Here is a 15155-nt window from a genome sequence, read left to right as displayed (position 1 = left end):
ACTTTATTTTATCAGATTTTTGCCTATCTCTCTTTTCTTTTTTCTTAATTTTGTCCAATATCTATTGTAGCACTACAACCGTTACTTTTTTATTAATAGATAATACTTGAAATCTTCGGGATAATATAGTATAATAGCTTTATATGTTGTTATCCTGATAGGAAAACTCAGGCAGAAGGAATGGTGATAGTATGAAAAAAGGAGTTATCTCTGTGAACTCAAATGCAGAGAAAACTATTATCGCAATGACGATATCCGTTGTTCTTGCCATTATTTTTGACGGCAAAAAGAAAAAGCCTGCAAAGCGCAAAAGCTTTGCTCAGCGTGTTTCAAAGCACTATAAAACTATCGACAATATAATGCTTATGACAGTTGCAAAGGACGTCAAGAAAAAAGAGCAGGAACGTGCGGCTCTTAAAAAGAAAAATTCATACAAGACCAAGCTCCGTGACCTTGAGATACAAGACGCTGAGTTTATTGAACTGTAGGTGATATCATGACGGAATATTTCAAGCGTTACCGCAGTTTTGTTGCAAGCTGTCTTGATGATAAAGACTGCGACTTTGCAAAGCTCCTTGATTATCACAAAGAACATATCGCTTTTTTTCAGCACGAACGGCTGATACATCTTATCGTGACGGTGCTTTTTGCACTTTGTACTGTCATGACGTTCATTGCCATTGCAGTTTGGCAGGTCATGATACTCATACCCCTTGCCATTGCGTTTCTCGTACTGCTTGTGCCTTATATAAAGCACTACTATTTTCTTGAAAATCAGACTCAGCTTCTTTATAAGGACTATGACAAAATATACAGACGAGTACATAATTTTGGACTTAACAACGAGAAAGGCGTGAAATAATGGAGTACACAAAATACACCAAGGAGCAGTGGAAAGGCAGCGTCATAACCTCTCCCCTGCCACCTACTCTCGTTACCTGCGGCAGTATGGATAAACCCAATGTGTTCACAGTTGCGTGGACAGGTATTCTCTGCACTCAGCCGCCTGTTACCTACATCTCCGTCAGACCTGAGAGATATTCCCACGAGCTTATCACTCAAAGCGGTGAGTTCGTCATAAATCTGCCGACCAGAGAGCTTGTGAAAGCTGTGGATTGGTGCGGTGTGAAAACCGGCAGAAAAGTGGATAAGTTCAAGGAAATGCACCTTACCGCAGAGCCGTCCGCAAAGGTATTGGCACCTTTGCTGGCCCAGTCCCCTGTGAATATCGAGTGCAAAGTAAGAGAGGTCGTGAGCCTTGGAACGCATGATATGTTCATTGCTGACATTGTGGGGCTTGACGTTGCAAAAGAATTGCTTGACGAAAAAGGAAAGCTTTGTCTTGACAAAGCGGGGCTTCTTGCCTACGCTCACGGAGAGTATTACGGTCTTGGCAAAAAGCTTGGCACGTTCGGCTACTCAGTAAGGAAAAAGAAAAACAACAAAAATATCAGAAAAGGAAAATAGAGTTATGAAAAAAATTCTCACAGCCGCAGTTGCGCTGGCTGTATGCTATAGGCTCAGACCTATCAAAGCGTACGCATGGAGCGGCACTACTCACGAGGACATTGTGAAAAAATCACTTGCACTTCTGGAAAAGGAAAAGAAACAAAAGCAGGTGACATTCTATAAGGACTATCACAGCGAGATACTCAAGGGCTGCACACAGCCTGACGAGGAGAACGATATGGACAAAGGTCATGGCAAGCATTATTACTCATGCGTTAATCCAAAGGGCAAGGAACTTCCTGAAACTAACGGCTATTACCGCAACCGCTTTGGTGACCTTGCAGTGAGCGCAAGAACTTGCCTCGAAGAAAACTACACCGCCGCAGTATCTCTTTACAAAAGCGGTGACATAAAAAACGCCATGCGTGTTCTCGGCAGAGCCGCACATTTTATTTCAGACATGGGCTGCACTGTTCACGTTGCAAACATGAAATATCAGGACAAGGCAAACAACGTGCATTACGCTTTTGAGAAACACGTTTCCACCACCTGCACAAGACACACAGCCGACAGCTTCGACAAGCGTCTGCTGAAATACTACGGCAAGGATAACTTTGGCGAGGCTTCAAACAAGCTTGTAAAATACGCAGGCAAGTTCGTTGACACCATTTCTCACCTTGACCCAAGAGCTTTTGATGACGTTGCAAAGAACACTCTGCCGGTCACACAGCAGAATGTCACAGCGCTTCTTCTGAAATTCTATGACGATTGCACCTCTGATGCAGGAAATTACATACTTGACGGCAAGGCTTACACATTCAAAAACGAGATATCGGGACTTATCCTCACTGTTACCCCAAAGGGATTGCAGCTTGAAAAACCTGACAAGGAGCTTGAACAGAAGCTGACGGTCTGTCTTACAGAGGACGGCACATTCGGTTTGAAGATAGGCGACGGCGGATATGTAAACGCTTCATGCAAGGGCTATGACTATCTGAAAATAGACGGCAAGCCTGTTCAGTTCAGGGTCACTGCGCTGGGAAAAAGACGTTTCAGAATATCCACTGAGTCCACAGACTATGTAAAGGTGCTTGCAAACTCAAAGGGCGGAAAGCTCTCCTTTGCTGACCTTGAGCCTGAAAACTCAGCTCAGATTTGGATTCTTAACTAAAGATCACAACACAAAAAAGGCAGACTCATCGTCTGCCTTTTTTTTACTGCAAATTATGTTTGCGTGTTATTATGAAGTTTGTTAGCAGGAAATATGCCAAAATATATGCGAACTGATACATTGTCATAAACACAAGTCTTAGGTTGAATGCCACTTCCGTATCGGGCAAGCGTGACGTTGGCATAAAGAGCATATTCCACAGAGAAAGGTCGCCTGCCAGATTGCTTATCATCGAGGATAACATATTGCAAGCGAAGATTATGGCAAAGCCTACAAGAACTTTGTGCTTGAAACAGTTTGAAAGGGAGATAACAAAATATAAGAATATCTGCAAGCCTGCAAACAGCGTCAGAGTATACAGGCATATCAGAAACGAAGTGAGCGGTTCTTCAGCAAAGCCGTTGCCAAATGCGTTTATAAAATCTCCCACAGAGTCAAGATACTCTGTTGGGTCGATAAGCAACAGCGAAAGCACAAAAACGATCATGCTTGCCGCCGACCATATAACAGAAGAAATGAACTTTGTGAAAATATGATAATATGGCTTGACAGGTATTGTCAGCATAAGATAGCCCTCGTCAGTGAAAAGGGTCTTGTGAAAGTTTGTCAACGATATGGTAAAACCCACAGTGAACAAAGCCCCCACGGCAATACCATAGGCAATGCTCACAACAATGAATATCATCAGAAAATTAGGGCTTTTAACGCTCTCACCGTAACGAAGCATAAGAGAAAATATCAGTGCAACTATCATATATCCCACCACAAGAGGGAAAAACTTTCTTGCCGAGCGTTTAAGCTCATATTTCAAAAGCTTGCCTAACATCTGTACACCTCCCTGAAAAGCTGATCCACAGACTTGCCGGTTTCGTTATGGATAGCGTCAACAGATTTATGCAACCTTAGCATACCATTTTGTATCATTACTACGTCGTCAAGGACAGGTTCGATATCTGCAATAAGGTGGGTGGAAATTACCACAGCCGCCCGCTCGTTGTAATTTGAGATTATGGTGTTGAGGATATAATCTCTCGCCGCAGGATCAACGCCTGCAATTGGCTCATCAAGAAGATAAACGTCAGCCTCACGGCTCATAACAAGACAAAGCTGCACCTTTTCTTTTGTGCCCTTTGACATTGTCTTGAACTTTGACGCAGGGTTTATCCCCAGCCTGTTCATCATATCCTGAGCCTTTGCTACATTGAAATTGCTGTAAAAATCCTGAAAAAACCTGAGCATCTCATTTACTTTCATATCGTCAGGTATGAAATTTCTGTCAGGCAGATAGGAAACCACTTTTTTAGTTTCCACGCCAATAGGCATTCCGCATATGAGTATATCCCCTGCCGTAGGTTTTATAAGTCCACAGCAAAGCTTGATAAATGTTGTTTTTCCGCTTCCGTTCGGCCCTAGCAGACCGATAATTTTACCCCTCTCCAGCGCAAGGTCAAGATTGCTCAGCGCTGTAAAGCTTCCATACTGCTTTGTAAGCCCATAAGTCTGCAAAACAGTTTCCATGCTGTCCCCTCCTTTGTAGCAAAAAGCAGCAAGACTTTAACACGCCTTGCTGCCGCATTATTATCTTTCTTCACAAATAAGCTTGATCGCAGTTCTTTCCTCACCGTCGATCAAAACGCTTGCAAATGCAGGGATACAAATAAGATCAATGCCCAATGGTGCAAGATAGCCCCTTGCGATTGCTATAGCCTTGATCGCCTGATTGGCTGCGCCTGCGCCCACTGCCTGTACCTCAACTGCACCGCTGTCACGGATAACGCCCGAAACTGCTCCTGCCACCGAATTAGGGACAGACCTTGAAGAAACCTTTAGAATTTCCACTTGAATACCTCCATAAGTAAATTCAAAGAATTTACCCCACTTATTATACAAACTATATTATACTACATACATAATAAAATTTCAAGCTTTATTAATACTTTTCGTTATTATCGCTTAATAACACGCTGTATATTTGTTGCTTTTCCCGATTTTTCATCAAATTTTACCACAACTCCGTTTATAAAGCAATCATTGGTGCTTTCTGAAAACCTCACAGGGGTGCGATATTTGAACTTATTTATGACTATATCACTGTCTACCCCAAGTACGGAAAGCTCAGGGCCTGTCATTCCAACATCGGTGATATAGGCGGTATGTCCGCCTAAGATCGTTTCATCAGCCGTCTGAACATGGGTATGAGTGCCAAGCACAGCAGTGCATCGTTTTTGCAGATAAAAGCCCATAGCCTTTTTCTCAGAAGTTGCCTCCGCATGAAAATCAACGATTATATTAGGCGTATCAATGCTTTCAAGAAGCTTGTCAACATAGTTGAAAGGATTTTCCACTGCTTCCATATACATCGTTCCCATAAGATTTACCACGGCTATCTTATAAGGACACATATCGATATAAGTCACACCATGACCCATAACGCCCTCAGGGTAATTGGCAGGTCTTAAAAGTTGCTCGTTTGTGTCATAAAGCTCCTCAGCCTCACGTCGTCTGAAAGAATGATTTCCTGTCGTTACAACGTCAGCCCCCATGTTGAGAAGCTGTCTGTAAGACTGCGGTGTGATACCATTGCCCTGAGCAGAATTTTCACCGTTCACCACGGTCACATCTATATCATATTCACGCTTCAGCTTATACATTCTGCTTTCAAGAAAATCGCAGCCACTTTGTCCCACAACATCTCCGATAAAAAGTAAGTTCATTTGCTATCTCCGTTCTATACTGCATTTTACAGTTACCCTTATTATACACTATCCTTACTGCAAAATCAAGCAGACATCACAAAAAAAATCAGACGCTTTTACACGTCTGATCTTTTATATCAATTATCGTCAACTGAAATATCATCAACTATCTCAGGAGTATCCTGAATTTCTGGTGTTTTATCAGGTTCGCCCATAAACTCGCTTTCTGTAAGCTCGCCATTCATAAGCTTCTCGAATGTCGCACCGTCAACCTTTTCATATTTCATAAGATACTTAGCCACAACATGAAGCTTATCCATATGCTCGTTGAGTATCTTTTCAGCGTCAGTAAACGCACTTTCAATAAGAGTTCTTATCTCATTATCGATCTCAGCCGCAACGTTATCGGAATAGCTTGGTGTATTAGTGTAATCCCTGCCAAGAAATACTTCATGATCGCCCTGACCGTATACAACTGGACCAAGATTGTCACTGAAGCCGTAGCGTGTTACCATGTTTCTAGCTGTTGAAGTAGCTCTCTCAAGGTCATTTGAAGCACCCGTTGAGATATCGTCAAGGATCAGCTTTTCAGCAACACGTCCGCCAAGAAGAACCACGATATTTTCGTACATCTCGTTCTTGCTAACATAAGATTTATCCTTGACAGGCAGGCTCATTGTGAAACCGCCAGCCTGACCTCTAGGTATGATAGATACCTGATGAACTTTATCCTGTGATTTGCTGTAGTATGTGCAGAGTGCATGACCGCCCTCGTGATAAGCGGTAAGCTTCTTTTCGTCCTCTGTGATGACCTTAGACTTTTTCTCAGGACCTGCCACAACCTTGATAGAAGCTTCCTCAAGCTCGTCTTTGGTGATAGCCTTTTTATTCTTTCTTGCCGCAAGGAGCGAAGCCTCGTTCACAAGGTTTTCAAGGTCTGCACCTGTGAAGCCTACAGTTGATTTTGCAATAGTTTCAAGGTCAACGTCAGGAGCGAGCGGCTTGTTTCTTGTGTGAACTTTCAGTATAGCTTCTCTGCCCTTAACGTCAGGATAGCCCACAAGTATCTGTCGGTCAAATCTGCCCGGACGAAGAAGTGCAGGGTCAAGTATATCACGTCTGTTTGTTGCAGCCATAACAATAACAGAATCGTTATCCTCAAAGCCGTCCATTTCAACAAGAAGCTGGTTAAGGGTCTGCTCACGCTCGTCATGACCGCCGCCAAGGCCTGCGCCTCTCTGTCTGCCCACTGCGTCGATCTCGTCTATAAAGATGATAGCAGGAGCGTTTTTCTTAGCCTGCTCAAAAAGATCTCTTACTCTTGAAGCACCGACGCCCACAAACATCTCAACGAAGTCAGAACCTGAGATCGAGAAGAATGGAACTTTTGCTTCGCCTGCAACGGCTCTTGCGAGAAGCGTTTTACCTGTACCCGGAGGGCCGAGGAGCAGAACGCCCTTAGGTATTCTCGCACCGATCTCGGTATACTTCTTATTATCACGAAGAAAATCAACGATCTCCTTAAGTTCTTCCTTTTCCTCGTCTGCACCCGCAACATCTTCAAAGGTAGCTTTCTTGCTGCTTGGCGCCATTTTGGCATTTGTTTTTCCGAAAGATGACATCTTTCCGCCGCCTGCATTCTTCATCATGAACACAAAGAAGAATATCATAACGCCCAGCATAAGCAGCGTCGGTATCAGATTGAGCCAGAAGCTGTTATCCGATATCGGTATAAGATTATACTGCAAAGGATCGTCTGGATTTTCAGTATTATATTTCTTACGATAATTCTCAGCATCCTCACCGCCAAGGACTTCATTTGCAAACAGTGAAACATTTGGAACTGTATAACTATATACCTTATCCTCGCCCTTGAGCTTATACTTAAGCTGTCCAGAGCCAAGGTCAAGCTCAAACTGTGACACGTTTAGGCTGTCAAACTGTTCCATTATCTCCGAATATTTTTTGTCGGAAGATTTTGTGCTCATGCTTGTTAGCATATAGACCAATCCGCAGATTATGGCAACCGATACCAGCAGATAGATCAACAGGGTCTTTCCATTATTATTGTTTTTCAATCGATCACAACCTTTTGTTCTGTATTATATTTGGCTCCTTATTCGGAAACTATACCGATAAAAGGAAGATTTCTATATCTCTCATCATAATCAAGACCACAGCCAACAACGAATTTGTCCTCGATCTCATAGCATTTGAAATCAGGTGTTATGTCTGCAACACGTCTTGACGGCTTATCAAGCATAACAGCTATCTTAACACTTGGCGCACCCATTGACGCAAACTTCTTTTTTAACTCGCAAAGCGTTCTTCCTGTGTCGAGAATATCCTCAACCAATAAAACGTCCCACTCTCTCAGGTCAAGACCCATAAAATCATGATCTCCTGAAATTGAAACATTTCCTGTTGAGCTTGTGCCAACATAACTCTTTGCAGTAATAAAAGCGATCTGCATATCGTTGTCGATACTTCTTACAAGATCAGCAGTAAACACGAACGCTCCCTTAAGAACGCACACAACAAGAAGCTTTTTTCCTTTATACTCTTCAGTTATCTCTGCTCCAAGCTTTTTCACAGACAATGCAAGCTCTTCCTCAGAATAAAGAACCGATATATTGTTCATTAACTAACAACCTCTCTGATTATATATTATCAATGTGACAGAAAAGTGAAAAAATACAAGTTCACACAAAAAACTTTTCACCTTAGGGTGATATTCATCTCACTTTATGGTAAAAGCCAATATTTTAACGGTTTCAGAGTCTATCTTCACCCTTTCAGCCGCACCGCTTCCTTCAACGAAAACAACGCCCTGACTATCTTTTAGGATAACGGCACTGCTCCTGTCCTCAAGTCTGAAGGACTTGTTCACCAGCTTTCGCACATCGCTGTCAAAATCTCTGTTCACAAGGCGTATCTTCTCGCCCTCTCTGCGATTTTCGACAACAATCTCACCCTTTATTTTATCATAATCCAGGCAACAATTTGCAAACTTTTTATGAACATTTGCGATTTTTCCGTCAAAAGGATAGATTTTGAACTCTATCTCCTTATTGCCGAACTGATAAACGCCCTCGTTGCTTACCTTAACGCTCCTGAGAGTGCTGTTTTCAAACATCTCGCCCTTTGCAAAGCTGAGCACACCTTTTGAGCAGACCGCAAAGACTCCGCCCTTGACGTTCGCCTTACCCACGTCAAGTATCAGCCTGTCGATATCCTCGATACTGTCATGGCTCACAGTAAGCCCCTCTTTCTCAAGAATGTGCATTATTGCACGTCGGCGTACACTTTCGTGGAGCTGTCTTAGACACAATGCGTCATAACCCTTTGGCAAGACCGCTTTCTCAAAGGCTTCAAGCCCCTGACTTTCAAGATAGTCGCTGTCTGTTCTAAGCCTGTCAGCTGTCATGGAATATGAGCCAAAAAGCGAACTATTAAGCTCCGCAAGCCTTGGCACAACAAGGTGGCGAATCTTATTTCTGGTATAATCGTCAGTAAGATTTGTGGAGTCAGTAACAAAGTCCTGTCCTCTCTCTTTAAGAAAGCCCTCTATTTCCTGACGAGTACAATTTATAAGCGGTCTTATGATATTTCCCCTCACAGGCGGTATTCCGCAAATACCTTTCAGACCTGTACCCCTTGCGAGGTTGAATATGGCAGTTTCAAGGCAATCCGAAAGACTGTGTGCTGTGCATATCTTGTCTGCCCCAACGCTGTCAAAAAAGTCATATCTAAGCTTTCTTGCCCCCTCCTCAGTGGATACAGAATGTTCCTTGCAATAGCCCACAACGTCGGCATGAAACACCTTCAGCTCGACCCCAAGCTTCTCGCAAAGCTTTTCACAAAAATGCTGATCTCTGTCGCTTTCCTCCCCACGGAGGTGGTGATTGACATGACAAGCGCACACATCATAGCCCAGCTCATATAAACACAAAAGGAGCGTAACGCTGTCGGCACCTCCTGAGAGGCACACAAGCAAGCGTTCGCTCTTATTTGCCATATTAAATTTCTCTATGGTAGAAGCTACCTTTACAAGAAAATTATTCATCATCTCTCCTGAAATCAAGACCTCTGAACAGGGTATATTCGCCTATCCAGCCAAGCTGCACCTTATCTGTCTGTCCGTGACGGTTTTTCGCAACGATACACTCAGCCACCGACTTGTCGCCCTCATCGCTGTAGTAAGCGTCACGATAGAGGAACATGATGATATCAGCGTCCTGCTCGATAGAACCAGATTCTCGCAGGTCTGAAAGGATAGGTCTTTTATCGTCACGCTTCTCTGAGCTACGGGAAAGCTGTGAAAGTGCGATAACAGGCACATTAAGTTCCTTAGCCATAAGCTTCAAGGAACGTGTTATCTCAGACACCGCCTCAACACGGCTGGTGTTTTTATTTGCTGATTGCATGAGCTGTATGTAGTCGATGACCACAAGTCCAAGATTTCTCATTCTTCTGAGCTTTGCTTTCATCTGCGGCACTGTACAGCCTGCACCGTCATCAAAATATATAGGAAGCTGTGACAGCGTATCTGCCGCACCTGCTATCTTCTCCCAATCGGAAGGCTCGAGATTGCCCGACCTAAGCAGGGTATTATTAACAAGCGCCTCTGAAGCGAGCATACGGGACACAAGCTGTTCCTTACCCATTTCGAGAGAGAATATAACAACGTCACGCTTTGTCGCCTTGCAAGTATTCACCGCAATATTAAGTGCAAATGCAGATTTTCCCATTGCAGGACGTGCAGCGATAATGATAAGGTCAGTTCTGTTAAGACCTGTTGTGATTGCGTCAAGCTGGCCAAAGCCTGTCTTTGCGCCAAGATGTTCGCCTGCGTCAGGACCTGATATCTCCTGCAAATGCTCGAATGTATCAACGATAACGTCGCTTATTCGTGTAAGGCCCTGAACATCTCTGCCCTGTCTTATCTCAAATATAGACTGCTCGGCAGCGTCAAGCTGCGTCTGAGAATCCTCACCGCCGTCATACGCCTTTTCAAGAATTTGATTAGCGGCATTTATAAGCGACCTTACCCTTGCTTTTTCCTCGATTATCTTGCAATAGCTCTCGATATTATCCGTTGACGGCACCATTTCCATAATACCAAGAAGATAATTCTTAGCCATTGCAGACGTTTCAAAAACACCCATTGTGACGGCTTCATTAATTACCGTGATAAGGTCCTCTTTGCTGCCTGTGGTGAACATTCTCATTATTATGGAGAAAAGCTGCTGGTGCTGTGGACGATAAAAGCTTTCAGGCTTTAGTATCTCAATGACCTTCGGAAGCACCGAAGGATCACGAAGAACTCCTCCCAGAACGGCTTCCTCAGCCTCCTGAGAAAATGGCAGCTCCCTGCCAAGGGTCGCTCCTGTGGTAAGCCCACGGAAATTATCAGCCATGATTACTCCTCAACGACCTTTACTTTAATGCTGCATGATACGCCATGAGTAAGCTTTATCTGTGCAGTATAGTCACCGAAAGCCTTTATCTCGGCTGTAAGATTGATCTTCTTCTTCTCGATAACAACGCCGTACTGAGCCTTGAGGCAATCTGAAATAACGTTTGCTGTAACTGCGCCAAAGAGCTTTCCGCCCTGACCTGCCTTAGCCTTTACCAGAACTTCCTTATCATTTATTTTCTCTGCGATAGCTTTATTGTCGGCTGTTTCAACATCTATCTTGTGCTGAGCGGAAGCCTTTTTGCCTGCAAGGTCATTAAGGTTTTTAGCTGTAGCTTCAAGCGCAAGACCCTTTCCGATAAGAAAATTTCTTGCATATCCGTCTGCAACGTTGATGATATCTCCCTGCTTGCCTGAACCCTTTACATCTTTTAACAAAATAACTTTCATATTATTCACTCTGCCTTTCTTTTTTTATTCCTGCGAATTATTTTCCCAGTATTCGTCAATGGCGTCTGCAAGGCGTTTTCTCGCCTCATTCATTGAACAGTTGAGCTGAGTTGCCGCCATAGTAAGATGACCGCCGCCACCCAAAGACTCCATGACGATCTGCACATTACAAGCACCCATGCTTCGTGCAGAGATATTTATCACACCGTTCGTTTCATAGATAACGAACGAAGCTTTTACGCCTGTTATACCAAGCAGCTCGTCTGCCGCCTGTGAAGCCGCTATCCTTATTTCAGAGAAGCTTTCCTCTGTATAAGCCACTGCACACTCTTTATAAAGGTGAGCACTGTTTATAAGCGACGATTTTTGATGATAAGTCTCGATAGAGTTTGCAAAAAGCTTTTTGACAGCTATGGTATCAGCGCCCTTTTTCTTCAAAAACGCTGCCGCCTCAAAAGTGCTTACGCCTGTTTTCATAATGAAATTCTTTGTATCCAGCATTATTCCCGCAAGCAGAGCTTCCGCCGCATGGACTGTGATATTGGAATCCTCGCCGAAATACTCGATAAGAGCGGTCACAAGCTCGCAGGCTGATGACGCATTCGGCTCTAAGAACGACATGATAGTCGGCTCAATACCGTTCACCATTCTTCTGTGGTGGTCGATAACTACCACATTTTTCGCCCTTGCAAGTATCTCCTTTGACTCCACCAGCGCAGGGTTATGGGTATCAGTTACCACAAGAAGCGTGTTATCGTCAAGTCTTTCAAGACCCTCCTGAGGGGTTATGTAATAATGCTCTGACTCGTTTTCGTTTATGTAATTTATAAGCGTTTTCGACAAATTCTGCTCAGGGTCTACCACAACGTAAGCTTCTTTTACCATGTTTCTGATAGCACAGCAGAAGCCTGTTGCAGAGCCTACGCTGTCAAGATCGCCAAATCGGTGACCCATTATAAGCACCTTATCGTGATTGCAGATAAGCTCCAGCATAGCCTTTGCCACCATACGGATACGGGTCTTATTGTTCTTGTCAGGTGCAGAAGAAATGCCGCCGAAGAACTTGAACTCACCGTCCTCCTTGACAGCCGCCTGATCTCCGCCACGTCCAAGGCACATTTCGAGAGCCTGCTTTGCAAACTTCTCGCTCTCCGCAAGGTTTGCACCATCTCTGCCCACACCTATGGACAATGTAAGGTTAGAACGCTCGCCAACGGCTATTTTTCTTGCCTGCTCGAGTATCTTAAATCTCTGCTCGATTATAGGTGCAAGGTGGCGTTCCTCCATATAAACATAGAACTTGTCGCTTGCTACTTTCTTCGACACCGCAGTAGTATTCTCCAAAAATTCCTCTATGAGCTTTTCTATCTCAACAACCACGTGAGCCTTTTCGCTCTCTCTGATATTTGACATAAGCTCGTCAAAGTTGTCGATAGTTATGATTATTACCGCTTTATGGGACATTCTGAACTCATATTCAAGCTCTACATAATCGGTAACGTCATTGAAATAGACCATTGAAAGCTCACCGTTCACATCGGTGTGTATAGCCTTCGCCTTATAAAAATGGGCGTTTATGCACACAAGGTCGCCGTCAGAGGAATATATCTTGTCCATATCAATGTTCATAAGCTCAGTGAGGTCAATGCCGTAAGCCTCTTCCTCAGAGTAGACCTGTCTGCCAAAAAGTCTGTTATACCACACGATGACGTTTTCGCTGTCGATTATTATAGCAGGAGCAGGAAAATTCAGGAGAGAATCTCTCTCCGTCTTTGAGATCATCGTGGAAAGCTTTGCCACATACTTGCGAGTGTGATTGTGGAAAACCACTTCTTCAAGCACCCACAACACAGCCGCCGCCACAGACACTAGGATAAGCACACTGCCCGACTCTCTGTGAGACGGAGTAGAATGCAGCATAAAAGCGCCTATAAGTGACGAAAGCATGGTAACGCACACTGTTATTCTTATTATGATCTGTAATCCGTTGTTACTTTTCATTTTAAAGCTCCTGCATTTCTATAAACAGCCGCACTGTTGTCAGGCGGTCATAATTCCATTATTATTGGCAAAATCATAGGACTTCTCTTTGTCTTTGTGAAGATAAAGTCCGAAAGATTATCCTTCATTCTGCCCTTTATGGTATTCCAATCCTTCATATTCCTATCAAGACAATCCTGAAGTGTTTCGGTAAGAAGCTTCTGAGCTTCAGTCATAAGCTCCTCGCTCTCTCTTACATACACAAAGCCTCTTGAAACCACGTCAGGCCCTGCAAGTATATCTCCCGAAGCCCTGTCGATAGTTGCCACGGCAATGATAAGTCCATCCTGAGCAAGATGTTTTCTGTCACGGAGAACTATTGCGCCAACGTCGCCGACGCCAAGACCGTCCACAAGTACCTTGCCCGCAGGCACTTGTCCTGTTATCTTCATGTCAACGCCGTCTGTTTCGATAACGTTGCCTATATCAGCAATGATTATATTGCTCTCAGGGATTCCCACAGAAAGCGCTGTATCTCTGTGCTTCATAAGATGTTTATACTCACCATGTACAGGGATAAAGAACTTTGGCTTTGTGATAGAAAGCAACAATTTCTGCTCTTCCTGACAAGCGTGTCCTGAAACGTGTACCTCGTACATTGACTCATATATTACCTCTGCACCCAATCTCATAAGGTCGTTTACTACCTTTGTGACATACTTTTCATTGCCGGGGATAGGATTAGCCGAGATTATGATAAAGTCCATAGGAGTGATAGTAACGTTTCTATGCTCGTTTGCCGACATTCTTGTAAGCGCCGACATAGGCTCGCCCTGACTTCCCGTTGTGACGATGACCATTTTTTCAGGTGCATATCTCGATATAGTGTCGATATCCACAAGCACACCGTCAGGCACTTTAAGATAGCCAAGCTCGATGCCCTTTGAGATAACATTCACCATACTTCTGCCTGACACAGCCACTTTTCTGCCATGTGTGACAGCGTTATTTATTATCTGCTGAACTCTGTGAACGTTTGAAGCGAAAGTGGCAATGATTATCCTCTTGCCCTCAGCCTTGTTGAAAAGCTTCACAAAGCTTTCGCCAACCTTGCGCTCGCTCATGGTATAGCCGGGTCTTTCAGCGTTTGTAGAGTCAGCCATAAGAGCCAAAACGCCCTTGTTTCCAAGCTCTGCAAATCTAGGCAGGTCGATTATACCGCCCTCGATAGGTGTATAGTCTACCTTGAAGTCGCCAGTATGGATAAGCACACCAGCAGGGGTATGGATAGCCATTCCCACGGCATCAGGGATAGAGTGATTTACTCTTATAAACTCCACCGCCATACAGCCAAGCTTAACTGTCTGTCTTGGCGTTACAACGTTGAGTTTTACAGTTCCTAGAAGTCCATGCTCTTTCAGCTTGCCCTCAACAAGACCAAGGGTAAGCCTTGTGCCGTAAACAGGCACGTTGAATTTTTTCAGAAAATACGGCAGACCGCCTATATGATCCTCATGACCATGTGTAAGCACAACGCCCCTGAGCTTTTCCTGATTTTTCTCGACGTATGAGAAATCAGGGATAACGATATCAACTCCAGGCATTTCACTGTCAGGAAAAGCCAAACCGCAGTCGATAACGAACATATCGTTTGAACACTCGATAACAGTGAAATTCTTGCCTATCTCGTTAAGACCGCCCAATGGGATTATCTTCACAGGCGTTCTTCTTACAGGCTCTTTCACTCTGTTCGCCGCAGGTCTTGGACGTCTTTGCTGAGTATTCTGCGGTTTTCTCTGTGGAGTTTCATTTCTCGGCTGAAGCGTTTTTTTCACACTGCCCGAAGCTCTCTGACTTTTTACACGGTCAAGCTCTTTTGAAGCCTGAGCCAGAGGTATCTCGTTCTTATTCTGTTTTTTTCTGAAAAAACGTTTTTGTGTAGGATTTTTTACCGTGTTGTTCTTTTCGTTCATAAAATAATGTACTTTGC

15 protein-coding genes are annotated in these 15155 nt (G+C 43.9%); 4 read left to right on the top strand and 11 right to left on the bottom strand.

The window, feature by feature from the left end:
* Positions 1 to 191 precede the first annotated feature (191 nt).
* The 4 genes from AB5Z01_RS05665 to AB5Z01_RS05650 are packed head-to-tail and all read left to right on the top strand — an operon-like array spanning position 192 to position 2620.
* On the top strand, positions 192 to 488 hold the full coding sequence (locus tag AB5Z01_RS05665; RefSeq protein WP_022287830.1) for a hypothetical protein: 297 nt from the start codon (positions 192 to 194) through the stop codon (positions 486 to 488).
* Positions 489 to 496: 8 nt separating this feature from the next.
* A complete protein-coding gene (locus AB5Z01_RS05660; protein ID WP_118161925.1) occupies positions 497 to 862 on the top strand; it encodes a hypothetical protein in 366 nt (121 codons plus the stop codon).
* Positions 862 to 1467 (top strand): flavin reductase family protein, encoded by a 606-nt coding sequence (locus AB5Z01_RS05655; RefSeq protein WP_287215586.1) that lies wholly within the window; start codon positions 862 to 864, stop codon positions 1465 to 1467. Before AB5Z01_RS05660 ends, AB5Z01_RS05655 begins: the two co-directional genes overlap by 1 nt.
* 4 nt (positions 1468 to 1471) lie before the next feature.
* Positions 1472 to 2620, top strand: coding sequence for a zinc dependent phospholipase C family protein (locus tag AB5Z01_RS05650; RefSeq protein WP_195221528.1), 1149 nt, complete (start codon positions 1472 to 1474; stop codon positions 2618 to 2620).
* A gap of 43 nt (positions 2621 to 2663) precedes the next feature.
* Here the strand turns inward: AB5Z01_RS05650 and AB5Z01_RS05645 are convergent, their stop codons facing one another.
* The 11 genes from AB5Z01_RS05645 to AB5Z01_RS05595 form a co-directional block, all read right to left on the bottom strand.
* Positions 2664 to 3446: a hypothetical protein gene (locus AB5Z01_RS05645; RefSeq protein ID WP_117864593.1), complete on the bottom strand. Its 783-nt coding sequence runs from the start codon at positions 3444 to 3446 to the stop codon at positions 2664 to 2666.
* Positions 3440 to 4138 carry an ABC transporter ATP-binding protein gene (locus tag AB5Z01_RS05640; RefSeq protein ID WP_046440168.1) on the bottom strand — a complete coding sequence of 233 codons (699 nt, stop codon included), beginning with the start codon at positions 4136 to 4138 and terminating at the stop codon, positions 3440 to 3442. Before AB5Z01_RS05640 ends, AB5Z01_RS05645 begins: the two co-directional genes overlap by 7 nt.
* A gap of 60 nt (positions 4139 to 4198) precedes the next feature.
* Positions 4199 to 4459: a stage V sporulation protein S gene (locus tag AB5Z01_RS05635; protein ID WP_022287824.1), complete on the bottom strand. Its 261-nt coding sequence runs from the start codon at positions 4457 to 4459 to the stop codon at positions 4199 to 4201.
* Between the two features lie 107 nt (positions 4460 to 4566).
* Positions 4567 to 5334, bottom strand: coding sequence for a TIGR00282 family metallophosphoesterase (locus AB5Z01_RS05630; protein ID WP_046440166.1), 768 nt, complete (start codon positions 5332 to 5334; stop codon positions 4567 to 4569).
* Positions 5335 to 5453: 119 nt separating this feature from the next.
* A complete protein-coding gene (gene ftsH, locus AB5Z01_RS05625; protein WP_022287822.1) occupies positions 5454 to 7394 on the bottom strand; it encodes an ATP-dependent zinc metalloprotease FtsH in 1941 nt (646 codons plus the stop codon).
* A 38-nt stretch (positions 7395 to 7432) separates the two neighbouring features.
* Positions 7433 to 7957, bottom strand: coding sequence for a hypoxanthine phosphoribosyltransferase (gene hpt, locus AB5Z01_RS05620; RefSeq protein WP_046440161.1), 525 nt, complete (start codon positions 7955 to 7957; stop codon positions 7433 to 7435).
* A gap of 99 nt (positions 7958 to 8056) precedes the next feature.
* On the bottom strand, positions 8057 to 9382 hold the full coding sequence (gene tilS, locus AB5Z01_RS05615) for a tRNA lysidine(34) synthetase TilS (RefSeq protein ID WP_287215590.1): 1326 nt from the start codon (positions 9380 to 9382) through the stop codon (positions 8057 to 8059).
* Positions 9375 to 10736 carry a replicative DNA helicase gene (gene dnaB / locus AB5Z01_RS05610; protein ID WP_287215592.1) on the bottom strand — a complete coding sequence of 454 codons (1362 nt, stop codon included), beginning with the start codon at positions 10734 to 10736 and terminating at the stop codon, positions 9375 to 9377. The genes tilS and dnaB overlap by 8 nt, the downstream gene beginning before the upstream one ends.
* Positions 10737 to 10738: 2 nt before the next feature.
* Positions 10739 to 11185 (bottom strand): 50S ribosomal protein L9, encoded by a 447-nt coding sequence (gene rplI / locus AB5Z01_RS05605; protein ID WP_287215594.1) that lies wholly within the window; start codon positions 11183 to 11185, stop codon positions 10739 to 10741.
* 24 nt (positions 11186 to 11209) lie between these two features.
* Complete coding sequence (locus tag AB5Z01_RS05600) at positions 11210 to 13186, bottom strand: DHH family phosphoesterase (protein WP_022287817.1); 1977 nt, start codon at positions 13184 to 13186, stop codon at positions 11210 to 11212.
* A 47-nt stretch (positions 13187 to 13233) separates the two neighbouring features.
* Positions 13234 to 15138 (bottom strand): ribonuclease J, encoded by a 1905-nt coding sequence (locus tag AB5Z01_RS05595; RefSeq protein WP_287215596.1) that lies wholly within the window; start codon positions 15136 to 15138, stop codon positions 13234 to 13236.
* Between the last annotated feature and the right edge of the window lie 17 nt (positions 15139 to 15155).

Origin of the sequence: Ruminococcus sp. RTP21359st1_H3_RTP21359_211015 (genome assembly GCF_040909065.1) — a bacterium.
In the GTDB taxonomy this organism is placed as follows: Bacteria; Bacillota; Clostridia; order Oscillospirales; family Ruminococcaceae; genus Hominimerdicola; species Hominimerdicola aceti.
This window is presented reverse-complemented; position numbering and strand designations above follow the sequence as displayed.